The 25,332-nt window shown below is 33.5% G+C and carries 21 protein-coding genes; 8 read left to right on the top strand and 13 right to left on the bottom strand.

Translation table 11 applies throughout. The features are described from left to right. Positions 1-266: 266 nt before the first annotated feature. The 3 genes from BLP44_RS01710 to BLP44_RS01700 all read right to left on the bottom strand — a co-directional run bounded on the left by BLP44_RS01710 (position 267) and on the right by BLP44_RS01700 (position 5,257). Entirely contained in the window at positions 267-2,375 is a 2,109-nt protein-coding gene (locus BLP44_RS01710) for a prolyl oligopeptidase family serine peptidase (RefSeq protein ID WP_091128631.1), read from the bottom strand. A 161-nt stretch (positions 2,376-2,536) separates the two neighbouring features. Further along, positions 2,537-4,744: a TonB-dependent receptor gene (locus BLP44_RS01705; RefSeq protein WP_091128628.1), complete on the bottom strand. Its 2,208-nt coding sequence runs from the start codon at positions 4,742-4,744 to the stop codon at positions 2,537-2,539. 159 nt (positions 4,745-4,903) lie between these two features. Beyond that, positions 4,904-5,257 (bottom strand): hypothetical protein, encoded by a 354-nt coding sequence (locus tag BLP44_RS01700; protein ID WP_170830205.1) that lies wholly within the window; start codon positions 5,255-5,257, stop codon positions 4,904-4,906. Positions 5,258-5,484: 227 nt separating this feature from the next. Here BLP44_RS01700 and BLP44_RS01695 point away from each other — a divergent pair, with 227 nt between their 5' ends. After that, positions 5,485-6,189, top strand: coding sequence for a porin family protein (locus BLP44_RS01695; RefSeq protein WP_091129775.1), 705 nt, complete (start codon positions 5,485-5,487; stop codon positions 6,187-6,189). On the opposite strand, the gene BLP44_RS01690 is transcribed toward BLP44_RS01695, so the two are convergent. Next, positions 6,184-6,789 carry a hypothetical protein gene (locus BLP44_RS01690; RefSeq protein WP_139159159.1) on the bottom strand — a complete coding sequence of 202 codons (606 nt, stop codon included), beginning with the start codon at positions 6,787-6,789 and terminating at the stop codon, positions 6,184-6,186. The two genes, BLP44_RS01695 and BLP44_RS01690, sit on opposite strands and share 6 nt — an antisense overlap. Before the next feature lie 199 nt (positions 6,790-6,988). Between BLP44_RS01690 and BLP44_RS01685 the strand changes: the two genes are divergently transcribed. The 4 genes from BLP44_RS01685 to BLP44_RS01670 all read left to right on the top strand — a co-directional run bounded on the left by BLP44_RS01685 (position 6,989) and on the right by BLP44_RS01670 (position 11,838). After that, entirely contained in the window at positions 6,989-9,460 is a 2,472-nt protein-coding gene (locus tag BLP44_RS01685) for a bifunctional UDP-N-acetylmuramoyl-tripeptide:D-alanyl-D-alanine ligase/alanine racemase (protein ID WP_091128622.1), read from the top strand. A 201-nt stretch (positions 9,461-9,661) separates the two neighbouring features. Next, a complete protein-coding gene (gene mscL, locus BLP44_RS01680; protein WP_008466253.1) occupies positions 9,662-10,042 on the top strand; it encodes a large conductance mechanosensitive channel protein MscL in 381 nt (126 codons plus the stop codon). Positions 10,043-10,218: 176 nt separating this feature from the next. Continuing rightward, on the top strand, positions 10,219-11,208 hold the full coding sequence (locus tag BLP44_RS01675; RefSeq protein ID WP_008466254.1) for an aspartate-semialdehyde dehydrogenase: 990 nt from the start codon (positions 10,219-10,221) through the stop codon (positions 11,206-11,208). 120 nt (positions 11,209-11,328) lie between these two features. Next, a complete protein-coding gene (locus BLP44_RS01670; RefSeq protein ID WP_091128618.1) occupies positions 11,329-11,838 on the top strand; it encodes an SMI1/KNR4 family protein in 510 nt (169 codons plus the stop codon). 68 nt (positions 11,839-11,906) lie between these two features. Here BLP44_RS01670 and BLP44_RS01665 read toward each other — a convergent pair whose 3' ends face one another. From BLP44_RS01665 to BLP44_RS01650, 4 genes are all read right to left on the bottom strand, one after another. Continuing rightward, positions 11,907-12,224: a 2Fe-2S iron-sulfur cluster-binding family protein gene (locus BLP44_RS01665; protein WP_008466258.1), complete on the bottom strand. Its 318-nt coding sequence runs from the start codon at positions 12,222-12,224 to the stop codon at positions 11,907-11,909. 57 nt (positions 12,225-12,281) lie between these two features. Continuing rightward, the gene (locus tag BLP44_RS01660; protein ID WP_008466260.1) at positions 12,282-12,761 is read right to left on the bottom strand and encodes a hypothetical protein; all 480 of its coding nucleotides are present in this window, start codon (positions 12,759-12,761) and stop codon (positions 12,282-12,284) included. A 214-nt stretch (positions 12,762-12,975) separates the two neighbouring features. Continuing rightward, complete coding sequence (locus BLP44_RS01655) at positions 12,976-13,215, bottom strand: NifU family protein (RefSeq protein ID WP_008466263.1); 240 nt, start codon at positions 13,213-13,215, stop codon at positions 12,976-12,978. Between the two features lie 79 nt (positions 13,216-13,294). Further along, complete coding sequence (locus tag BLP44_RS01650) at positions 13,295-14,425, bottom strand: Mrp/NBP35 family ATP-binding protein (protein ID WP_008466265.1); 1,131 nt, start codon at positions 14,423-14,425, stop codon at positions 13,295-13,297. 405 nt (positions 14,426-14,830) lie between these two features. On the opposite strand from BLP44_RS01650, the gene BLP44_RS01645 reads away from it, so the two are divergent. Continuing rightward, positions 14,831-16,432: a L,D-transpeptidase family protein gene (locus tag BLP44_RS01645; RefSeq protein WP_091128614.1), complete on the top strand. Its 1,602-nt coding sequence runs from the start codon at positions 14,831-14,833 to the stop codon at positions 16,430-16,432. 65 nt (positions 16,433-16,497) lie between these two features. Here BLP44_RS01645 and BLP44_RS01640 read toward each other — a convergent pair whose 3' ends face one another. The 3 genes from BLP44_RS01640 to BLP44_RS01630 form a co-directional block, all read right to left on the bottom strand. Next, positions 16,498-18,924, bottom strand: coding sequence for an ABC transporter permease (locus BLP44_RS01640; protein ID WP_066033009.1), 2,427 nt, complete (start codon positions 18,922-18,924; stop codon positions 16,498-16,500). 133 nt (positions 18,925-19,057) lie between these two features. Then, the gene (locus BLP44_RS01635) at positions 19,058-19,765 is read right to left on the bottom strand and encodes an ABC transporter ATP-binding protein (protein WP_008466269.1); all 708 of its coding nucleotides are present in this window, start codon (positions 19,763-19,765) and stop codon (positions 19,058-19,060) included. Between the two features lie 109 nt (positions 19,766-19,874). Then, positions 19,875-21,125 carry an efflux RND transporter periplasmic adaptor subunit gene (locus BLP44_RS01630; RefSeq protein ID WP_091128611.1) on the bottom strand — a complete coding sequence of 417 codons (1,251 nt, stop codon included), beginning with the start codon at positions 21,123-21,125 and terminating at the stop codon, positions 19,875-19,877. 160 nt (positions 21,126-21,285) lie between these two features. Between BLP44_RS01630 and BLP44_RS01625 the strand changes: the two genes are divergently transcribed. Together BLP44_RS01625 and BLP44_RS01620 are read left to right on the top strand one after the other, a co-directional pair. Beyond that, entirely contained in the window at positions 21,286-22,638 is a 1,353-nt protein-coding gene (locus BLP44_RS01625) for a sigma-54-dependent transcriptional regulator (protein ID WP_091128608.1), read from the top strand. Positions 22,639-22,776: 138 nt separating this feature from the next. Next, the gene (locus BLP44_RS01620) at positions 22,777-24,102 is read left to right on the top strand and encodes a sensor histidine kinase (protein ID WP_091128605.1); all 1,326 of its coding nucleotides are present in this window, start codon (positions 22,777-22,779) and stop codon (positions 24,100-24,102) included. 187 nt (positions 24,103-24,289) lie between these two features. On the opposite strand, the gene BLP44_RS01615 is transcribed toward BLP44_RS01620, so the two are convergent. After that, entirely contained in the window at positions 24,290-24,616 is a 327-nt protein-coding gene (locus BLP44_RS01615; RefSeq protein ID WP_008466273.1) for an MGMT family protein, read from the bottom strand. Between the two features lie 77 nt (positions 24,617-24,693). Next, positions 24,694-25,332 carry a lysine transporter LysE gene (locus BLP44_RS01610; RefSeq protein ID WP_008466275.1) on the bottom strand — a complete coding sequence of 213 codons (639 nt, stop codon included), beginning with the start codon at positions 25,330-25,332 and terminating at the stop codon, positions 24,694-24,696.

The raw sequence follows: 25,332 nt of genomic DNA, 5'->3' as shown, positions 1-25,332 counted from the left end.
CTGTATGTTTAAAATTCTGTATCGAATTGTACGAATTAATTTCACGTAGATTTAAAATAATTTTAGCAGATGCGTGCTAATCTTTTTTAATTCAATCTGCTAAATCTGCAGAATCTGCGTGAAAAAAAATGAAAGCCACAGATTAAAAGATTTTCACAGATTTTTTAAGCCATAAAATCTTTTTAATCTGTGGCATAAAATAAAAAGCCACGATATTCAGAAAATAATTCGTGAATTCGTGGCTTAAAAAATTTCAGCTTAAAGCCTTACTTTTTCGGTAAAGCTTTAAAACCCATATTGTAAAGCGTGAAAGCTTGAATATCTACATTCTCTTGAATAGTAGCGGCAACAGATTTTCCTGCGCCATGTCCAGCTTTTACATCAATTCTAATTAAAACTGGGTTTTCTCCTGTTTGTTTTTCTTGTAATTCAGAAGCGAATTTAAAACTGTGCGCAGGAACTACACGATCATCATGATCTCCAGTAGTAACCATTGTTGCTGGATAATGAGTTCCTTTTTTAACGTTATGAACAGGAGAATATCCTTTTAAATATTCGAACATTTCTTTGCTGTCTTGAGCAGTTCCGTAATCAAAAGCCCAACCTGCACCTGCTGTAAAGGCATTGTAACGAAGCATATCCATAACTCCAACCGCAGGCAATGCTACTTTCATTAAATCTGGACGTTGTGTCATCGTTGCACCAACTAATAAACCACCGTTAGATCCTCCGCGAATAGCTAAATAATCAGATGAGGTATATTTTTGAGCAATTAAATACTCCGCAGCAGCGATAAAGTCATCGAATACATTTTGCTTTTGAAGTTTTGTACCCGCATCGTGCCATTTTTTTCCGTATTCACCGCCACCTCTTAAGTTAGCAACTGCATAAACTCCGCCGTTTTCCATCCAAACCGCATTAGCAATACTGAAACTTGGCGTCAAACTAATATTGAATCCACCATAACCGTAAAGGATTGTTGGGTTTTTACCGTCTAATTTTGCCCCTTTTTTATATGTAATAATCATCGGAACTTTTGTTCCGTCTTTTGAAGTATAGAAAACTTGTTTTGACTCATAATCTTCGCTTTTGAAATCTACTTTTGGTTTTTGGTAGATTTCAGACTTGCCAGATTTTGGTTCAAAAGAGTAAATACTTCCAGGTGTAGTGTAATTCGTAAAGCTGTAATACAAAATCTTTTCGTTCTTTTTTCCGCTAAAACCACCTGCAGTTCCGACAGCTGGAAGTTTGATTTCACGAACTAGTTTTCCATTGTAATCATATTGCTGTACAAATGAAACAGCATCTTTAGTATAGTTTGCAAAGAAATATCCAGCGCCAGTTGATGGAGATAGAATATCTTTGGTTTCTTTAATAAAATCTTTCCAGTTTTCAGGTTTTGGATTTGCCGCATCTACCGTTACAACACGTTTGTTAGGAGCATTAAAATCTGTTTCAATAAACAATTTGCTTCCTTGGTTGTCAATGATACCACTGTCACTATCAAAGTTGTCAACGATTGTAACGATTGGACTGTTGGCCTTAGTCAAGTCTTTAATGTACAATTCATTTCCGTACGTAGAATTGGCAGCTGTAATCACTAAATAACGATTATCTTCAGTAACATATCCGCCAACATATCTTCTTTTTTTGTCAGCTCCAAAAATTACTTTGTCGTCTTTTTGAGAAGTTCCTAGTTTGTGGAAATATAATTTGTGCTGATCTGTTTTAGCAGATAATTCACTTCCTTTTGGTTTGTCATAACTAGAATAGTAAAAACCTTCATTTCCGTGCCAAGAGATACCGCTGAATTTTATATCAACCAAAGTATCTTCTAAAACTTTCTTAGAAAGTGCATCAATGATGATAACTTTTCTCCAGTCGCTTCCTCCTTCAGAGATTGCATAAGCAGCTTTGCTTCCATCTTCAGAAAAATCAAGTCCGCCAAGAGAAGTGGTTCCATCTTTAGAGAAAGTATTCGGATCTAAGAAAATCTCTTCTTTTCCGCTTTCATCTTTTCTATAAACAACAGATTGATTTTGAAGTCCGTTGTTTTTAGAGTAATAAGTAAATTTTCCTTCTTTGAATGGAGCTCCAATTTTTTCGTAGTTCCAAAGTTTTTCCATTCGTTTTTTAAGTTCTTCACGAAACGGAATTTTATCTAAATAAGCATAAGTAACTTCATTTTGAGCTTTTACCCAAGCACCGGTTTCGGCAGATTTATCATCTTCTAACCAACGGTACGGATCGCTTACTTTGGTGTCAAAGTAAACATCAACAGTTTCTCCTTTTTTAGTTTGCGGATATTGCATTTTGCCTTGTCCAAACGAAATTCCAGCGGTTGTAATTGCCATTAATAAAAATGTTTTTTTCATAGTTAGTTTTTATCTGTTGTAACAAAAATAGCACTTTCTGTGAGATTGTTGTGTTATTAACCGCAAAGAACACAAAGAGTTTTTCGCAAAGTTCGCAGAGTTTATAAAAGCTTTTGCGTTCTATGCGTTTTTCCTTGCGTTCTTTGCGGTTAAACAAAATCTTATAAATTGAAATTTACGCCCAAAACGATATTTCTTCCAATGTTCGGAATACCGTCTGTTTTTAATCTAGAAAGGTGCGCAATATATTTTTTATCAAATAAATTGTTTCCGTTTAAGTTAATATCAAAAGCTGTTTTTCCTAGTTTAACGGTTCCGCCAAAACCTAAATTTACCAAAGTATACCCTTTAGAAGCCGTTTCGAAACCACTTACATTATCTTGGCTAAAAGTTGAAGAAACATTTAACGAAGCAAAACCTTCGCTTAGCCAGTTTTTGATGTTAAATTCAGTTCTCAAAGTATTATTCCAATTGTTTGCAGGAATTAGAGGCAGATAATCTTTGTTTTCTTTTTTACCAGTAACGGTTTCAAAACTAGTTTCAAAATGCAGCCAATCTAACGGATGCGGGTGAAAATGCAGACCTACTTCACCACCATACAATTGAGCATTATCTTGAACGTATGCAAAAACGTCATTGTCATCTAGAACTTCTCCAGTTGGCGAAGTATAGATGTAGTTGTTTACGTGATTGTAAAATCCGTTTACGAAAAATTCAAAGTGTGAGTTTTTGTATTCTAAGTTTAAATCGGTCTGAGCGTTTTGTTCTGTTTTCAGATTTGCATTTCCAATTTCGTAACGGTTTGTTCCTTCATGAACACCATTTGAAGTTAATTCAGCTAAGTTTGGAGCTCTAAATCCTGTCGCAACATTCAAACGGAAAGTTAAAGGTTCTGCAAGTTTGGTTTTATACCCCAAAGAAGCATTAAAACTGTCAAAAGATCGGTCTAAAGCTTGGAAATATCCTTCTTCACCTTCGATTCCGTGAGCGATCGAAGTAATGTTTCGGTTGTCAAAACGCAATCCTGCTTGAATAACGCTGTTGTCCCATTCGTAATTTGCAGTTCCAAAAACTCCAAAATCATTGGTTGTGGCGTCTGGAATTAAGTATTCTTCACCAGAATTTTTATTGGTCTGATGCATTCCCTGAACTCCCAGAATAGTTTCAATTTTTCCAAACTTAGGAAAATGATATTTTGCGTTATAGTTGAAAGTATTCAATTTCATATGTAGAGAAGCTTCATTGCTGTCTTCAAATTCGCTTCTGTCATTAGCAATATATCCTAAATCAACATCCAGTTTTGAATTTTCAAAAAAGATTACATTGTTTAAACTCAATAAATGATTGAAAATCCCCTGTCGCGGAAATTGAGTGTCTTTGCTTGAAGATTGTTCTGCAATTCCGTCTTCAGGAATTCCAATATCCAGTTTGTTGTAGTTGTATCTTAAAACACTTGAAAAACTTGAATTACTGTAACCGATTCCAGTCTTAAAATCAGTTTCGTTATAACGAGAGTTTGTAACGCGATCGCCACCTGAAATTTTGTAATCAGAATGTGTGTTGTAGCTTCCTCTAGCTAAGAATTTCCAGTTATCAGTAGAAGTTTTTAATCCAATAGAAGAATTGCTCCCTTGTGTATTGGTAAAATATTTTTGACTGAAATTAGCTTTAAAATCGCCAGCGTCAGCAAACTTTTCAGGGTTAAAATACAAAACTCCACCTAATGCATCAGAACCGTATAATAAAGAAGCAGGGCCTTTGATAACTTCAACACTTTCAATTCCCGCATCATTTAAACCTAAACCATGCTCGTCTCCAAACTGTTGATTTTCGATACGAACACCTTGTGAATACACTAAAACACGATTACCACTTAATCCGCGAATTACAGGTTTTCCGATAGAAGTTCCCGTTGAAATCTGAGAAACTCCCGGAATTGTCGCCAAACCTTCAATCAAAGTTGAAGTTCCTTTCTGCTGCAATGTTTTAATGCTTTCGTGCTCAATTTTCATTACGTTTTGCGATTGCAGTTTGTTAAAAGGAGTCGAAACCACTACTTCATCCATTTCTAAAATAGACTCTTCAAGAGTAATGTCTAATGTGTTTTGCTTAAGCAATTTTGCAATAGTTTTATTTTGATTCGCATATCCAACATATGTAAAAGCAATGCGAAGGCTTCCGTTTGGAAGATTATTCAATTCGTATTTTCCGTTTGCATCTGTCGTTGTCCCTTTATGTAATTCTGGAGCATAAACAGAAACTCCTGGCAATGGATTATTTTGATTATCGGTTACAGTTCCTGAAACCGAATTTTGAGCAGTCAGTACGCCCGAAAACCCTAAAATAAGGGCAATTATAAATTTTTTCATTTGAAAATGATGCTATAGTTAAATGGATTTTTTTCTTCGAATGGAAACCAAAAACGAACAATAAAGCATTCTGATCCTAATTGATAAAATAGGATTAGGAAACTCAATGTTTTTTGAATTTGAATTAAAAGAAATGTAATTTTTTCGAATAATCGAAACTTAAGAAACTATAGCGGCAGGTGGCCCTCGTAAGAAATACGAAGTGTTTGAAATAGAAAAAATCTTCTCTGAAAATGGGAAGAAATAAGGCGTTTCTTTATCAAATGCATGAAATTCAAAAGAGAAATTTTGCGGAAGAATAAAAGATTCAAACGCAAAATGGCAAACAAAACAAACGTCATAATCATGATGCTGATGCGTTATTTCTCCGCTCGGATCATTGTAATTATGATGACATTGTTTTTCTGAAAGTTGTTTTACGATATGCTCATAACTGTGTATCGACTGAAACAATATCGAGAACAATATCGTTACAGCAAATGATAGACTTAATATGAGTTGCTTTTTCTTCATACTCTGCAAAGGTATAAAAGATAAAAACAAAATTGATTAATTTTTTATTTCAGAGAATGGATTTATTGAAAATAATGCAGCAATTAATTTTATTCGCAGTCAAAATGAGAATATTTTTACTTTGTATCGTTACTGCAGAAAGCATTATATTATATTTGTATGTGAAATAAATGGGCGTATAAAAACGTTTGTTTATAATTATCTCTTTAAAAAAACCAGACCACGATATGCGAATTATTTTTAGCAGCTTATTTTTACTCACTTTTTTTAACTCTTTTGCACAAGAAGAAGTTAAACCTGAGATAAAACCAGTTATAAAAATAGACTCTCTGTATCGAGAAGACCAATTTTATTTTTCGGTTACCTATAATATGTTTACCGATATTCCAATCAATTTTAAGCAGAATAAATTTTCTCTTGGACTTTCAGGAGGTTTCTTGCGTGATATGCCCGTTAATAAATCCAGAACCGTTGCTATCGCTGCGGGTTTAGGTTTAAGTTATCAAAATTATTATCAAAATCTGACCATTTCCGAGGACGGTTCGGGATCTATAATATATGGAGTTAACGATTATGGCGAATTTGTTTCTAATCGGTATAGACAATATTCTGTAGATCTTCCAATTGAGTTTAGATGGCGTAATTCTACTTATGAAAGCACTAAGTTCTGGCGTATTTATGGCGGCGTAAAACTGAGTTATATTTTTTCGAGCGCATCTACTCTTGATGATGGTGAAAAAACATATAAAATCAACAATAATGCTGATATTAATAAATTTCAGTACGGACCCTATCTTGCTGCAGGATACAATACTTGGAATTTGTATGTGTATTATGGTTTAAGTCCATTGTTTAAGTCAGCAACGACTTTGAATGGCGAAAAGATAAATATGAAAACCTTAAACGCGGGACTTATTTTTTATATTTTATAACCATAGATATAAAAATAAAAGCTGTGGCATTATTCCAATAAACAATCCGATTAGTATTTCTCTTGAAGTATGAGCATTCATTTCTAAACGCGATGAAGCCACAATCCCTGACAATAAAATAAGCAAAGCTGGCCAATACGGATTATGCAGCTGAAGATGAATATTTAATCCGATAATAAAAATCGTTAATCCTGAGATAGCCACCATGTGCAAACTTGCTTTTGTCTTAAAAAGCACACACACCAATGCTAAAATAGTGCTGAATAAAGCGGCAAGAAAAAAGAAATGAAGCTCAGGATAACGCGTTATTACGATACTTCTTTTTACGAGCAAAATATATAAAAAACACTGCAAAATGAGCGGAATCGTTCGTTCTGAAGTCTGACTCAACATTATTGATTTTACATGGCCAGTCGATTTTAACAATAAATAAAATAAGACAGGAACAATTACATTAATGACCAAAATCTGTATTAAAACGAAATATTTTTCCTGCGCACTAAAAATATCGTCTTTATAAAATAAGTAAAACAAAGTAGCGTATAGCGATATAAAAATCGGATGTAATATATAGGAGAATATGGGAAGTACTTTTTTCAAAACATGGAAATTTGTGGTGTAAAAACAAATATACTCAATAAATGTTTTCTGCCACGAATTACACAAATTTTAGCAATTCATTTACAAAATCCTTTAATCTGTAGCCATAGTTTTAAGAAAGATGCAAATAGAATAATTAGTGAAAATTTGGGAAATTAGTGGCAAACCTTTTTTAAATTTGAAAAAAAGAAATTTCTAAATGAGCATAAATATAAAAAGCCTGATTTCAGTGTTAAATGCCAAATGGACTGGCTCAAATGCTGCTATTTTAATAGATCATATTTCAATTGACAGCCGTTCGCTTCAAAACGGATCGCAAACCTTATTTTTTGCTCTGGCCGGTGTTAATAACGATGCTCATTCTTTTATTCCCGATTTAATAGAAAACAATGTTCGGAATTTTGTTGTTCAATATATTCCAGAGGGTTACGCTGATAAAGCTAATTTTTTGGTGGTCGAAAATACGCTTCTTGCACTTCAGGGATTTGCAGCCTATTACAGAAGTCTTTTCCATTTTCCGGTTATTGGATTAACAGGAAGCAACGGTAAGACCATTGTAAAAGAATGGCTTAATTTTTTATTAAGTCCTGACTATAATATTATTAGAAGTCCAAAAAGTTATAATTCTCAAGTTGGTGTTCCTCTTTCGGTAATTGGAATTAATGAAAAACATAATTTAGGCATTTTCGAAGCTGGAATTTCGACAGTTAATGAAATGGTTAAACTGGAGAAAATCATTAAACCCACAATAGGTGTACTCACCAATATTGGAAGTGCGCATGATGAAGGCTTTTTGAATTTAGTACAAAAGATTGATGAAAAATTGCTTTTGTTTAAAGACTGTCCGATCATTATTTATCAAAAAACAGAGGTTGTAGAATCATGTCTGACTCAGTTTGCCGCAGAATATATGATTCATCCGCGAAAGCTTTTTTCATGGAGTTTTACAGATAAAAAAGCTGATGTTTTTATTGAAAAACGAGAATATAAAAACGACCATACTTTTATTCAATATCATTATCAAAATGAAACTTTCAATTTAGAAGTTCCGTTTAACGATTCAGCTTCTATAGAAAATACAATTTCATGTTTATTGGTTTTACTGCATCTTAATTACGATCAGGAGACAATCCAAAGTCGAATCCAGATGCTGTACCCAATTCGAATGCGTTTGGAAGTGAAAAACGGAATTAATAATTGCAGTATTATTGACGATAGTTACAGTTCCGATTTTCAGTCGCTTAAAATTGCTTTAGATTTCTTGGAAAGCCAGAAGAAAAAAGGAGCTTCAAAAACAGTCATTCTATCAGATATTTTTCAGAGCGGGTTTACAAATGAAGAATTATATTCTAAAGTAGCTCAGTTAATTTCAGACAATAAAATTAATCGTATAATTGGTATTGGACCAACAATATCTTCTTTTGCAGCTAAGTTTCCAAATAGTACTATGTTTGAAAACACAAGCAATTTTATTGCTGCAATCGATGATTTTAATTTTCACAATGAAACGATTTTAATAAAAGGAGCAAGATCTTTTGAATTTGAAGAAATCGTTTCGTTGCTAGAAGAGAAAACCCATGAAACCATTCTAGAGATAAATTTAGATGCCATCAGCCATAATTTTAATTACTATAAATCGAAATTGGCACCAGGTATCAAAATGATGGTTATGGTAAAAGCATTTGGCTACGGAAATGGAGGTTTAGAAATTGCTAAACTTTTGGAGCATCATAAAGTTGATTATTTGGGTGTGGCTTTCGCCGACGAAGGAATATCACTAAAAAATGGCGGCATAAAAGTGCCAATTATGGTTTTGAATCCAGAATCGACGAGTTTTCCATCTATGATTCAGTATCAGCTAGAACCTGAAATTTATAGCTTGAAAGGACTGAATGCCTTTTTAAAAATTGCTCGTGAAAAGAATTTAAAAGATTATCCCATTCATATCAAAATGGATACGGGAATGCATCGTTTAGGTTTTGAAAATAATACAATCGATGAGTTGATTGCGACTTTAAAAGGCAATTCGACAGTTCGTGTTCAGAGTATTTTATCGCATTTGGCGACAAGTGACGAACCAAAACATTTTGATTTTGTGAGACAGCAGATTGCTTTGTTCGAAAAACTTTCTTCAAAATTGATATCAGAATTAAATATCAATCCAATTCGACATATTTTGAATACTTCGGGAATTAGCAATTTTCCTGATGCACAATACAGTATGGTTCGTTTAGGGATTGGTTTGTATGGTGTTTCAAACGATCCTGCAGAACAGAAATATTTGGAAAATGTTGGAACTCTGAAATCTATAATTTCTCAAATTAGGACCATTCCTGCAGGCGACAGCGTAGGTTACGGACGTCGTTTTATGGCAGACCGAGAAACCAAAATTGCGACGATCCCAATTGGTTACGCAGATGGAATTTCGAGATTATGGGGAAATGAAGTTGGGTATGTAACTATTAAAAATCAAAAAGCAAAAATTGTAGGCAGTGTCTGCATGGATATGCTGATGGTTAATGTAAGTCATATAGATTGCAAAGAAGGCGATTCGGTAATTATTTTTGGCGAAAGTCCGACTGTGATAGAGATGGCTGTAGCCTTAAAAACAATTCCATATGAGATCATGACGAGTATTTCGCAACGCGTTAAGAGGGTATTTTTTAGATAATAGTATTTAGACCATATAAGATATATAAGTCCATCTTTGTCCAAATGTACTTCTTTTTTTAGCGTACTATGCATTTCAATTGCGTGACGCTTATAATTTCTATTATAACTTATATGGTTCAAAAGAGGATGCCGAATGTGTTTTTTTCAATAAAATTGCGTATTTTCGATATTCATTTATTAAAAACTAAACAAATCAGATATGGGATTTTTTTCAGAATTTAAGGCATTTGCAATGAAAGGCAACGTAGTTGATCTTGCTGTTGCAGTAATTATTGGAGCGGCTTTTGGTAAAATTGTAAGCTCATTTATTGAGGATGTAATTACGCCGCTGGTATTAAAACCTGCTTTAGATGCAGCTCATTTGTCAAAAATTGAAGATTTAACTGCTTTCGGAGGAGTTAAATACGGTATGTTTCTTTCAGCAGTAATTAACTTTATCATTGTTGCTTTTGTTTTGTTCTTGATTATTAAAGCACTAAACAGTCTTAAAAAGAAAGAGGAGCCAGCACCTAATCAGCCTGCTGCACCAACCCAAGAAGAATTGCTTACAGAGATTAGAGATTTATTGAAAAATAAATAAAAAATATAATACCGCTACACTAAGTCTAACTTAACCGCCTTCTAAAGAGGCGGTTTTTTTACAAAATGTTACAAATTAAACATTTTGTTATTTTTTGTGAATCACCTTGTCATGACTTTTATTATACTTACTTTTGCGTTACAAATTAGATTAATTGATTATTTAAAAATATAAAAATGAGAATTGCAGTTGTAGGCGCTACTGGAATGGTAGGCGAAGTAATGCTTAAAGTTTTAGCAGAAAGAAATTTTCCTGTTACAGAATTAATTCCTGTTGCATCAGAAAGATCAGTAGGAAAAGAAATCGAATACAAAGGAACCAAATATAAAGTAGTAGGATTACAAACGGCTGTTGATATGAAAGCGGATATCGCTGTTTTCTCTGCTGGAGGAGATACATCATTAGAATGGGCTCCTAAATTTGCTGCTGCCGGAACAACTGTTATCGACAACTCTTCTGCATGGAGAATGGATCCTACTAAAAAATTGGTAGTTCCAGAAATCAATGCTGATGTTTTAACTAAAGAAGATAAAATTATTGCAAACCCAAACTGTTCTACTATTCAAATGGTAATGACTTTGGCTCCTTTGCACAAAAAATACAACATTAAAAGAATTATCGTTTCTACTTACCAATCTATTACAGGAACTGGTGTAAAAGCAGTTAAACAATTAGAAAACGAGTACGCAGGAATTCAGGGAGATATGGCTTACAAATATCCAATCCACAGAAATGCAATTCCACACTGCGACAGTTTTGAAGAAAACGGGTACACTAAAGAGGAAATGAAATTAGTTCGCGAAACTCAAAAAATCTTAGGTGATAATACCATCAGAGTTACAGCTACTGCAGTTCGTGTGCCAGTTGTAGGCGGACACAGTGAGGCTGTGAACGTTGAGTTTACAAATGATTTTGATGTAAATGAAGTTCGTGAAATTCTGCACCATACAGATGGAGTTGTGGTTCAAGATAATTTAGATACTTTTACTTATCCAATGCCATTATATGCAGAAGGTAAAAATGAGGTGTTTGTTGGAAGAATTCGTCGTGACGAAAGCCAGCCAAATACTTTAAACATGTGGATTGTTGCTGACAATTTAAGAAAAGGAGCTGCAACAAACACCATCCAAATCGCTGAATACTTAATTAAAGCAGGTTTGGTATAATCGGGAGATTAAATTAAATTGTTATAAAGGAAAAACCGTAATTGCAGCAATGTAATTACGGTTTTTTTGTGAGAAATAGTTTTAATAAATAGGTAACTTAGCGGTTAAAATTTAAACTCTATGAATTTCGATAACTATAAAATAATCCCTAATTATAACACCAACAAAACAGATCTTTTTACAGCCGATGAAGAAGATATACTGGCTTGCGAGAAAACATTAAACATAACTTTTGATGAAGATTATAAAGAGTATGTTCAAAAATATGGAAGCGGTATTCTTGGAGGTACTTATGTACGGATTTATCTTCCTGAAACTATTGTTTTAACCTTGGAAGAATGGAGAAACCGTATTACTGAATATTGGTTTTGGGATGAAGGAAAAGAAGTTTTAACCAAGGAAGAAGTGCTGAAATCGATCCGAATTGGAGATACTTTTGATGGCGATGAAATTATATTTCTAAATAATCAATATTATATTCTGCCTAGATATAGCGAAATGATTTATAAAGCAGGAAATACATTGGAAGAAACCATTTCTTGGCTGTGTTCCTCTGGAATCTTAACAGAAGCTTTTTCTGAAAGAGAATTTGAGCCTTTTGATCCAAGTGGTCTGTTAAATTCCAATTAAAAAAATTCCAAATTCCAAGCAGAAGATGCTTTAGAATTTGGAATTTATAGTATTGTAAATTTGTTTTTTTAGTATTCTGGTGCCAACTCTAACTCCAATCCTTCTAAATCTTCAGTAATTGGAATCTGACAGCCTAAACGGCTATTAGACTTCACATAAAATGCTTCTGAAAGCATGGCTTCTTCATCGTCACCCATTTCTGGCAATGCAACATCATTTAGAACGTAACACTGGCAAGAAGCGCACATGGCCATTCCTCCGCAGGTTCCTTCAACAGGAAGTTCGTATGCTTTGCATAACTCCATTATATTCATTGCCATATCGGTTGGAGCTTGTAATTCGTGTACAACTCCTTCTCGATCTTTAATCTTTATTAATACATCCATTTTAATTATTGGAATTTTTTGGCAGGATTTTATAACGTGAAAAAATCCTAATTTATATTAGCTAGTAGGTTTAGTACTAAATGCGTATTCTTTTCTATTATTGTCCTTTAAGCGCATTTTTACACCAAGAACATTATCATTTTTTTCAAGAATTGTAACTACTGCAATTACAGAATAGTAATCTCTGTCGGATTGAAAAACTAATGTTCCTTCGTAAGTCGTATTTAAAACACCTTGTTTGTCTGTTGAAGCAGAAATTTTTCTCGGATGCGAGAATTCGGCTGAACTATAAGTTGTTTTAACCGTAAATTTGGCTTTGCCTTCAACAAAGTCATACAAGAAGTCATAGTTTCCGATTCGTAATGTTCCAGGTTCTTCATTTGGATTGATTGAAAAAACAATCTTACCTGAATATTGAAAATCCGACCATTCTTCAGATTCACTTACCCAAGCCTTGTCAACCACAACATTCTTACTTTGGGCATAATCTACAGAAACAAAAAACAATAAGAAAAAAAGAGCGTAATAGTTTTTCATAATTTAAGATTTTAAGGGTTTTGTGACAAATTTAAGTTAAAAATGTAACAATTCCTTAACTGAAACTCTTAAATCTTTGCGTTGTTTTTTATGAATGTGACAAAAAACGTCTTTTTTTTAGTGTTATATTATCATTTTCTTAATCAAACAACAAAACACTTATTATTCTTGTTAAACTTTAAAGGTTCAATTCTTATAAAAAGAAGATGTTTTGTTACATTACATTTACCACAGTTTCGATCTGCGGAGCATATTTTTTTATTGTAGTTTCAACACCCGCTTTTAGGGTCATTTGATTAACGCTGCAGCTAATGCAAGCTCCTTCCAAACGAACTTTTACATGTTTGTCATCTTCAATAGAGATTAATGAAATATCTCCACCGTCAGATTTTAAGAATGGTCTTATCTCATCTAAGGCCAATAAAACATTGCTTGTTATTTCTTCTGTTGTCATAATATTAATGTGTCAATTAGAAAATGTGCCAATTAGAAAATTTTTTAAAATTAGCTAATTATCTCATTATCTCAATTATCTAATTCTTTTTAACTGCAGAACAGCCTGCCATTGTTGTAATTTTGATTGCTTCTGTTGCAGGCAAGCTTTCGTTTCTGTTCACGGTTTCTTGTACAACATTTCTAGTAATTCCTTCAAATACTTTTTCTATTGGAGACGCAGTCTGCAATGCTGCTGGACGACCGTAATCTCCTGCTTCACGAATAGATTGTACAATTGGAACTTCTCCTAAAAATGGAACGCCTAAATCTTCGGCAAGGTTTTTAGCGCCTTCTTGTCCAAAAATGTAGTATTTGTTTTCTGGCAATTCTTCTGGTGTAAAATATGCCATGTTTTCAATAATTCCTAAAACAGGAACATTGATGTTGTCTTGCATAAACATCGCCACACCTTTTTTAGCATCTGCAAGTGCCACCGCTTGCGGAGTACTTACTACAACAGCTCCAGTAATTGGAAGCGATTGCATGATAGAAAGGTGGATATCTCCAGTTCCAGGAGGCAAATCAAGAAGCATGAAATCTAATTCTCCCCAATCTGCATCAAAAATCATTTGGTTTAATGCTTTTGCGGCCATTGGCCCTCTCCAGATTACAGCTTGGCTTGGAGCTGTAAAAAATCCGATTGAAAGCATTTTGATTTCGTAGCTTTCAATTGGTTTCATTTTAGATTTTCCGTCAACTGTTACAGAAACAGGTTTCGCATTTTCAACATCAAACATAATTGGCATTGAAGGTCCGTAAATATCGGCATCCAAAACACCAACTTTAAAACCCATTTTGGCAAGCGTAACAGCCAAGTTTGCAGTTACGGTAGATTTTCCTACTCCTCCTTTACCAGAAGCCACTGCAATAATATTTTTGATTCCGGGAATCGCACGGCCTTTAATTTCCGGTTTTTCTGGAGCTTCAACTTTAATGTTTACTTTTACTTTTGCATCAGGAGATATTAAATCATGAATTGTTTTTCTAATATCATCTTCCGCTCTTTTTTTGATGTGCATAGCAGGTGTATGCAATACAAGGTCTACAACAGCTTCGTCTCCAAATGTAATTACATTGGTTACGGCACCGCTTTCAACCATATTTTTTCCTTCTCCAGCAATAGTGATGGTCTCTAAAGCTTTTAGAATTTCTTTTCTATCTAGTTTCATTGTAATGGGCTTTTTTTATTCTCCAAAATCAATCTTATAAGATTATATTTATTTAAACTGATTTCAGGGTGCAAAGATAACAGATTAAGTTCGGAAATTAAGCGTTTTTGAATTGTAATTATTGATATTGAGATTATTCAAAATTATTCAAAAGTAATTTTTATAAAAAATGATAAAACTGATTTGATGATTTGAGAAAAACTTTTTCGATTTAGCTGAATATTTTTATATAAGTTTTTCTTCCGTTTAAATAAAATTCTCACAAAACTTCATTATATTTGATAGCCCAAATCGATGATTGTCAGATATGAAAAAAATATGTGAAAACTAAGGTTTTTTGAGCAATTTATTGGGTTTTCGGTATTTTTTTTAAAGTTGTTTCTACCAATTTAAAACTTTAAAAATATGCGAAATTTTACTTCTTCTTTAATTATTGTTACAGTCAGTTTTTTTGCATTTTCATTCAATTCATTTTCCAATAGTGCCAAAAGCAAGGCTGATATAACAAATTCAAAAACTGTTTCTGTCATTACTCTTGACGCAGCTTCGATTAATGCCTTTTTTAAAAAATATCCTAAACTTAAAAAATATCAGAAAGATGTTGAGGGTATTTACAAAGCCAAAGATTATAAATCTATTTGGTATGATGATAAAAGTATAACAGAATTCGGCTCATTATTATATCAGAAAGTAAATGTTCTGAAAGATCAGGGAATTGAAGAGAAAATGCCCTATAAAGAACAAATTGATGAGGCTTTTAACGAAAGCGCTTCAAGTAAACCATCACAGCTAGATACCGAATTACTGCTGACAAGCATGTATGTATTTTATGCCAGTAATGTATATTCTGGAGTTGATCCTGCGACATTGAAAAAAATAGGCTGGTACCTTCCTGCAAAATCTATTTCGTATACTCACATTCTAGATTCATTAATGGTAGATTCTGATCGATTGGATAAAGATGATAATCTTTTATTTAGCCAATACTACAGATTGAAAGATGCACTAAAAAAATACCGTAAAATAGAAACCGATAATCTATGGCAGAAAATTACGATTGACAGTGCTACTTTTAAAGATTTAAGACCAGATGATACAGCTATTGCCATAAAACAAATTAGAAATCGCTTATTTGTGGTCGGAGATTTAAAACAAGATTCTGGAAGCGATATTTATGATGAAGAATTGATGGCGGGAGTTTTAAATTATAAAAAGAGATACAATTTAAAAATTAATTATGCTCTAACGAGAGATATTATCAATCAGATGAACGAGCCAATCAGCAAAAGAATCAGAACGATTATGCTGAATATGGAAAGATGCAGATGGATTCCGACTAAATTGGCCAAGGCTGAAGAGTATGTTATGGTAAATATTCCTTCATTCAGGCTTTTTTATGTTAAGGACGGAAAATATGATTTGGTTTCGGATATTTTTGTTGGCAACAGACTTAGTGAGACTGTAATTTTTAGCGGCAATATGGATCGAATTGTTTTTAGTCCGTATTGGTATGTGCCAACGAGTATTATTCAAAACGAATTAAAACTTCAGATTGCAAATGATAAAAATTATTTGGCAGATCATAATATGGAATGGAATGGAGGGAAAGTGAGACAAAAACCTGGACCAAAGAATTCTCTTGGATTAGTAAAATTTATGTTCCCCAATCCAAACGATATTTATATGCACGATACGCCAGCAAAAAGTTTGTTCGAATTTGAAAAGCGCACTTTTAGCCATGGCTGTATAAATGTTAAAGAAGCCAAACAGCTTGCACTGCATATTCTAAAAGATGATCCAGACTGGCCTGTAGATAAAATTGACAGTGCTATGAGCGGAGAAAAAGAAACAACTTGTATGCTAAAACGCAAAATTCCAGTTTATATAGGTTATTTTACCTGTTGGGTTCAGGACAACGGAGAAGTCAACTTTTTTCCAGATGTCTATGATCGAGATCAGAGTTTAGACAAGCTGATTTATAATGATGCTGTAACCATGAGAGATTAAACATAAAAGCCCGACGGATTTTACTGAAATCTGTCGGGCTTCTTTAAAAAAAATGGTCTACAAGCTTATTCGTATTTTAAATATTTTAAGACATCTATTTTGGTTACCTGAAATGCTTTTGTTAAAACGATTACTAAAGTTAAAATCAAAAGAGAAATCAAGGCAATTGCAAAAGGTACTGTCGAAATTCCAATTCTAAAAGCGAAATCTTCAAGCCATTTCTGTAATAATATATAAGCAGGAACAATGCCGATTCCAAATCCTATTAAACAGAAAACAATATATTGTTTCGATAATTCTTTTAAGAGTATATCTGTTTCGGCTCCTAATGTTTTTCGAATGGCGATTTCTTTCAATCTTCTCTCCATCGAAAATGATGCCAAAGCAAACAATCCAAATACAGCAATTACAATTACAACCAAATTTAGGATGAAAAACAGATTTTTCTGCTTTACTTGCTCCGCGTAAGTCTTCGCAAATCCTTTGTTAACAAATTCGTAATCAAACGGATAATCTGGATTGACATTCTTCTCCCAATATGATTTCAATTTTTCTAACGTTTCTGTTAAATTATTAGGAGAAACCTTTACAAGCACATTATTAAAATTATTCCATTTTAAAGTTTGTAAGTTTATGAATACCATTGGAGGGACTTTGTCCTGAAGCCCCGTGATATTAAAATCTTTAACAACCCCTACAATTTTAAATTTCAAATTGCCTTTATCATTTCCCCATCCAGATGTTATAATAGTATTTATTGGGTCTTTAAGATTAAGTGTTTTTACTAAGGTTTCATTCATAAGCATGCTGCTTATGGTATCTGAAGCGTATTGAGGAGACAAATCACGCCCTTTTACAATTTTGATTTTCATCATATCAAGGAAACCAAAATCCATTTCCACATTTCTTGGCTGTACAAAAATGCCATTGTGCTTAAAGCCAGAGCTAGAATTGGTGCTTCCTCCAAAAGATCCTGCAAAAGCAGAAACACCTAAAACGCCGGGTATTTTTTTGATTTCTTGTTTGGTGGCTAAATATTGGTCTGTTCGTTTAGATCTATCAAGGTTGTTAAATGGAATAGAAATTACCTGATCTCCGCTGAAACCTAAATCTTTTTCCATCATATAATTAACTTGAGAATTGACAATTAATGCGCCAATAATAAAGAATGCAGCGATTCCGAATTGAAAAATAAGCATAGAATTTCGAATCCAGATACCACTTTTACTTCTTGAAAAATTCCCTTTCAAAACTTTTAAAGTCTCGAAATTTGAAATATAAATGGCAGGGAAAATACCTGCAAAAATGATTACTAATCCAAATATTAAAATAAGCTGCAGGTAGAATTCACTGCCATTTATAGTTAGTGTTTTGTTCAGGAAGTTGTTGTAGTAAGGCAATGATAGTTCTACAATAGCCAAAGCAAATAAAATGGCTAATGTTACGATTATGGCAGTTTCAAAAATAAACTGAGCAATAATCTGGTTTTTAGAGGCGCCTACGATTTTGCGTACTCCAACTTCCTTGGCGCGTTTTATTGCCGATGCTGTCGCCAAATTGATATAGTTTACCAATGATAAAACTAAAATCAAAACAGATAAACCTAGCATAATATAAAGCAATTTTAAATTGCCATAACCTTCTGGAAAATTTTTCCCTCCTGAACTTTTTGTACCGTGCAAACGAGATGTTTTCAGTTGGTCTATAATTACTTTTACTTCACCATTTTCTTTAATATATTGTTCGACAGTTTGTCCGCTTTCTTTAGCGTCTTTTACCGTTCTGTTTATATAAACTACATTCTGCATTTTCTTTAAAACAAGAGCGGGATCAACTCCATCTTTAATTTTGACCATTAAGCCATAATTAAAATTCCCCCAGCTATTTAAATCTCCTTCTCTTTTTACACCGCTAAAAACGTAAGTTGGCTCAATTGATGAAGGTTTAATTAATCGGTAAACCGACTTAACAGTGTAAATGTTATTATTGTATGAAATAGATTTTCCAATAGGATCTTCATTCTTAAAAAGCAATTCGGCCTGTTCAGTAGAAATGGCTACACTATTTTTTTCTTTTAGGATATTCTGTTTGGCACCTTTTACGATTTCGAAAGGGAAAAAGTCGAAGAAATTTTCATCAGAAACCATAATATTTTTAGTCAACAGTTTTTGATCTTTATATTTGATCACTTCTTCGTCGTACCAGTTGTTCATAAAGCATATTTCCTCAATTTCTGGTATGCTTGCTTTGGAAGTTTCTCCAAAAGGAATCGAATTGGATGCCCAAATGTCACCCGAGCCAATTTTGTTAAGAACCAAATAAGAGTTTTCTTTTTCCGGATTCCATTGGTCGTAAGAATGCTCATTATTCCAGTAAAGAATGGCAAAAATAATTGAAGCAATTCCGATGCTTAATCCCAGAACATTTAAAAACGAAAACAGTTTGCTTTGTTTTAAATGATATATAAATATTTTAAACCAGTTAAAAATCATTTTGATATATATTTTTATAGTTGATATGGCAGTTTTTTTCGAAACCTTTCGGTTTTAAATCATAGTAAATATTTTGCACACTAATTCTACCAGAACTACAAGTGCAGTAACAATAATTTTAATCATCACTTTATTATTTAGCGTCCATAAAAACATCAACATTTCGTTGATTTAACTTTTCAGAAAATATAACTCCGTCTTTCATATGAATGGTTCTCTGCGAAAAAGAAGCATCATAATCAGAGTGGGTAACCATCAAAATAGTAGCACCTTTAGCATGTAAATCGGTTAAAAGTTCCATTACCTCATTACCATTTTTACTGTCTAAGTTTCCTGTTGGCTCATCGGCCAAAATAATTTTCGGATCATTTACCAAAGCTCTTGCAACGGCAACTCTCTGCTGCTGTCCTCCAGAAAGCTGTTGCGGGAAATGCTTCAAACGATGAGAGATATTAAGTTTCTCAGCAATAGCCTCAATTTTTTGTTTTCTTTCAGAAGCTTTTACATTGTTATAAAGCAAAGGCAGTTCGATATTATCGTAAACAGAAAGCTCATCTATTAGGTTGAAATTTTGAAAAATGAAACCAATGTTTTCTTTTCTCACCTGCGCTCTTCCTTTTTCTTTCAGACCAATCATTTCTTGATCTAGTAGTTTGTAGCTTCCGCCACTAGCGCCGTCAAGAAGACCGATTATGTTTAATAAAGTCGATTTTCCACAGCCCGAAGGTCCCATGATAGTTAAAAAATCACCTTTTTTTATTTCTAAATTGATACCGCTCAAAGCAGCAGTTTCTATTTCTTCTGTTCTAAAAACTTTGGTTAAATTCTGAATTGTGATCATAATTTTTTAAGGTTTTGAAATGTTATTAAAATCGTTTTTTGATTGATGATTGATGTCTTTATAATTGTAAATTGTGAATTGTAAACTGTGACTGTGACTGAAAACTGAATTACTGCGATTGCGACTCAAGAGAAAGCTCTTCAATATCTTTATAATCGGTATAAGAAGAAGTGACTACAGATTCGCCTTCTTTTAAGCCTTCTAAAACTTCGTAGTAAGAAGGATTCTCGCGTCCTAATTTGATATTTCTTCTTACGGCTTTATTTCCGTTTACTACAAAAATCCATTTTCCGGCTGCTTCCTGATTAAAAGCGCCTCTCGGAATAACTAAAGTTTTGTTCTTTTCAGATAAAATCAATTTTACGCCAAAGCTAAGTCCGTCCTGAAGCACAATATTTTCTTTCGATGCAAAAGCCAATTCTACGGTAAATCTTCCGCCTTTAACCTCAGGAATCACTTTAGTTACGATAACTTCAAGATTTTTGCCTTTAAATTCTACTTGGCCTTTTAATCCTTCTCTAAGTTTTTCCAAATAAAATTCGTCAACTTCGGCAGTCAATTTGTATCCTTTATTAGAATCAATTTTTCCGATACTTGCGCCTGCCTGAAAAGTTTTTCCTAAAACCGGTTCAAAAGAAGTCAGTCGACCTGTTTCTGGCGCTGTGATTAAAAAGTTCTTTTTGTTATTTCTAAGAATATCCAAACTCTTTTCCATAGTCTGGATCGAACGGTTTATTTGAGAAATCTGAACCTGATTGCTTTGTTTTTCTTTTTGAATGCTCTGCTGAATTGTTTTTTTGCGTTCTTCTTGAAAACGAAGGCTTTCTTTAAAGGTGTTCCAGTCATTTTTAGAAATTACATCCTTCTCGTACAGCTTTGCATTCATATCGTACAATCTTTTGGCATCGTTGTAATCATGTTCAATTAAAACTAAATCTTTGTTTAAGTTTAATTCCTGATTTCGGATGTTTAATTTCCCTGTATTCAAATTGTTGATTTGCTCAATAATAGCAGTTTCCTGAGTCAGATAATTCAATTCTGTGTTCGGATTATACAAGCGAGCCAGAGATTGTCCTTTGGTAACCATTGCGCCGTTTTCTACAAAAATCTCTTTTACAGAACCACCTTCGGTAACGTTTACCAGCATCACATTCAAAGGTTCTACTTTTGCTTGAAAAACTACGAAATCTTCAAAAAAGGCTTTTTCCGCTTTTTGAATTACCAATTCGTCTGCTTTTACATTTAAAGTTCTTTTGGTGTTAAAAGCGAAAACCGAGATGGTAAGCAAAACTAAAAAAACAGCAATTGCTATTGCGAGATATCTAAATTTTTTATTTTTACGAGGAATTATCGTGTCCATTTTTTTAAATATTTTACTGATAATCAATAGGTAAATACTGTGCCATAGAATTTATTATTTGTAAAGTATTGATTTTAAAGAGGCTTCAGAAAACACTTCAAAAAAGCAGTGTCCGATAATGAACAGTTGACCGTTCGTAAGCGGACAGAAAAAAGACCACATGAAAAAAAAACTAGCCCAAATATTAGTTGTCGACGATCAGGAAGAAATTCTTTTTTCTGCAAAAATGATTCTTAAAAAGCATTTCGAAACCATTTTTACAACCAATAGTCCCAAAAAAATCATTTCAATTTTAAGCGAAAATGACATAAATGTGGTGTTGCTGGATATGAATTACCGAATTGGTTTTGAAGACGGGCGAGAAGGAATTCATTGGCTGAAAGAAATCAAAGAACTTTCTCCGCAAACTATTGTGATTTTAATGACTGCTTTTGGTAAAATTGAAACTGCTGTAGAAGGCATTAAAATTGGTGCTTTTGATTATGTTCTAAAACCTTGGAACAACGAAAAGCTGTTAGAAGTCATTGACAAAGCAGTTATCGAAAGCAGAAAAAACAGTAAAAAAACAACTTCAGAAAAATTAGAAAAGACCGAGAAAAAATATTTTGTCGGGACTTCGGCAAAAATAAAACAAGCGTATTCTATTGCTGAAAAAGTAGCCCGAACAGATGCAAACGTTTTGATTTTGGGCGAAAACGGAACAGGAAAGTATGTTTTTGCAGAATATATTCATCAGCATTCTGAAAGAAGAAACCAGCCTTTTGTGCATGTAGATTTGGGTTCGTTAAGTGATAATTTATTTGAAAGCGAACTTTTCGGTTACGCAAAAGGTGCTTTTACAGATGCTAAAATCGATACTCCAGGCCGTTTCGAGAATGCCTTAAACGGAACTATTTTTTTAGATGAAATCGGGAATATTCCGTTGCATCTTCAAGCTAAATTATTGCATGTTTTACAAACCAAAACCGTAACGCGTTTAGGCGAAAGCAAACCACGGCCATTGAATGTTCGCGTGATCGCAGCTACAAACAGTGATATAAAAACTGAGGTAAAGAATAAAACGTTCCGTGAAGATTTATTGTACAGAATAAATACAATGGAAATAAATCTTCCGTCTCTTCGCGAAAGAAAAGATGACATTGTGCCAATGGCAAACTTTATTCTGGAACAGATTGCCGAAAAATACAATCAGGAAAACTGGCGTTTTGAAGATAATGCGGCACCATATCTGGAAAAATATCCATGGAAAGGAAATGTCCGTGAAATGGAAAACAAAATCGAACGCGCATTAATTTTGGCTGAAAACAATACCATTTCGGTAATGGATTTGGATATTTTGGATTTTGAGGAAATTCAAGAAAATGATGAAAATCCGTTATCGGAAATGGAAAAAGGCGCCATTGAAAAAGCATTGTTCAAACACAACGGGAACATCAGTAAAACGGCTGAAGAACTTGGTTTGTCGCGCGCTGCGTTGTACAGAAGAATTGAAAAATACGATTTGAAGAATTAGAGAAAAAGAAGCAAGAGTCAAGATTTTTACTTTATCTTAAATTTTAGTTTCACGCAGATTTTGCAAATTTAGCAGATAAAAAAAAACTTTAATCTTTTTATCCCGATAGCTATCGGGAGTGGCAAACAAAAAAACTAAATGAAAAACTGGAAATTTTATAACGCGTTGTTCGTAAGAGTAGTGTTTGTCATGGCACTCTTTCTTTGCAGTGCTTTATTGTTTTATAAAGGATTTCGATTCAATGGTATTTTGGCTGGAGTTTTCGTTTTGATTTTCCTTTTCGAAATGTATTTTTTCGTCAAAAACCAATTGCTGTTTTATGATAAAACAATACACTCAATTTTGCATGATGACTTTTCTGCCCATTTTCCGGAAGAGCATAAAAGAGATAATTTCAATAGTTTGTATCTGTTGTACGATAGGCTAAAAACCCAGAGACAAGAACAGACTTCCAAAGAATTAATCTACCGTTCGATTTTGAACAGTATAGATACTGCAGCCTTAATTTTAGAGAAAGAAAACGATTCTTGGTCTGTTTTTATAATGAATGACTGTTTTTCAAATCTCTTCAAAGTACCAAAAGTAAGCCATTGGCAATATCTTAAAAACTATATTCCGAGTTTGTGCAGTGAGATTGAAAAGGTTGGTTTTACAGAACTTAAGATTGCTATTTCTATCAAAATTGAAGATCAAGACCTTCAGACTTTTATGCTTCAGACTTCGCATACTCAAACGTATAATAAAGAGTATTTTATCATTTTGCTAGATAGCATTCAGCGAGTGATCGAGAAAAAAGAAAAAGAAGCATGGATTAATTTAATGAAGATTATTTCGCATGAATTAATGAATTCTTTAACGCCGATTCGTGCGCTTTCGCAGAATTTGCTTCATATTGTAGATCAGGAAGAATTAGAAGAAGATGATTTTGAAGACATCAAAAGCAGTATTTCAACCATTATCAATAGAAGTGATCATTTGCAGTTTTTCGTGGAGAATTATCGTAAACTGGCAATGCTGCCAACGCCAAACAAGCAAATGACGCCAATTAATGCTTTATTTGAAGATTGTTTACGAATTATGAGTCCGATCTTGAAAGACGAAGGAATCGAATTGATAAATGAAATACACAGTTCACGTTCTATTATGATTGATAAAAATCAGATGGAGCAAGTAATTATCAATTTGATTACCAATAGTATTCATGCATTAAAAGAAAAAGAAGAAAAGAAACTGCTAATTTCGAGTTATACTGAAAACAATCGCTTTTTTATTGTGATTGCCGATAATGGGAAAGGAGTAGATGCTGAGATTCGAGATAAAGTTTTTCTTCCGTTTTTTACGACTAGAAAAGATGGAGCTGGAATTGGATTGACGCTTTCTAAAAATATTATAGAAGCACATGGAGGTTATCTAAGCTATCAAACGGATGAAGATAAAACAAGTTTTGTGATTTGTTTAATCTAAAGTGGTTTAGCCACAAAGGCGCTAAGACGCAAAGATTTTTTTTGTTCCAGCAGATTTTGCAGATTCGGCAGATTTTGAATTTTAAAAAGAGAATCGGCTAGATCTGCAAAATCTGCGAGAGAAAAATAAAAATATAAATTCTTTCTTCTAAAATGAACTTATATCACTTATATGGTAAAAATGATTTTTACGATTCAACTTCCGGTTTCCAGAAATGCTTTTCAAAATCTACAATCTGATTGTTGACTACTTTAATTCCTTCATTTTCTAAAAGTTGCTGCATTAAATTGGTTCCGTCAAAATGATGCTTTCCTGTTAGTAGTCCTTTTTGGTTTACAACTCGGTGCGCAGGAACATCGTCCATATTATGGCAGGCATTCATTGCCCAGCCCACCATTCTTGCTGAGCGGGCAGCACCTAAAGCTTTTGCAATAGCGCCATAAGAAGTAACTTTTCCAAATGGGATTTGTCTGACGATTACATACACTCTTTCGAAAAAATTTTCTTCAGCCATTTTAAAATATTTTTACCATTACGATATGAAGTTAATAAAAACTTAATTATTCTTAATCTCTTAATGGTTAGGTTTATTTATCCGAAGTAGTAATTCAAGATATTAAAAAGTGTCGCAAGTGCAACCAATCCTGTGATAGTTCCGATAATGGTATTCATGTTTCGCATGAAATAATCGGTTTTCTTTTCTATTTTTCCAAAGAAAGCAATATAACTATATAAAATTGCAAAAGCTCCAAGAACCGAGCCCAATACAAAGGTTAAAATAATTGTATTTTCAAATACAAACAGATGATATGAAGCAAGTGTTACACTTATTACAACATAATACGGAATAGGAAAGAAGTTTAATCCCGAAAGCAGCATTCCGAGAAAGAAACTGCTTTTTTTGCTGGTTTTCTTTAGTTTCGTTTTTTTCTTTGCTATTGGATCTTTTGCAAAAAAGAAAAAATAAATGGTTAAGATCGAAAAAATGATAAAACCAGCTTCACGCAATAATATTACAACATCTGGGCGATTGTCTATCACACGAGCAAACAATACCGCAATGTAAGCCTGAAAAAAAATAATTAAAACCGCACCAATTACAAACGACAAAGCATTCTTTTTTCCTTCTTTCATTTTTATTTTGGCAGCCGTCATATTGAGCAATCCTGGCGGAATAGTTCCAATGGCAGCGGCAATAAAGCCCGAAAGTAAAGGAGTAAGGTAGGTCAT

It is taken from the genome of Flavobacterium anhuiense (assembly GCF_900101855.1).
Taxonomy (GTDB): Bacteria; Bacteroidota; Bacteroidia; order Flavobacteriales; family Flavobacteriaceae; genus Flavobacterium; species Flavobacterium anhuiense.
Note: the sequence above shows the minus strand (reverse complement) of the source record. Positions and strands in the feature narration are given on the sequence as shown.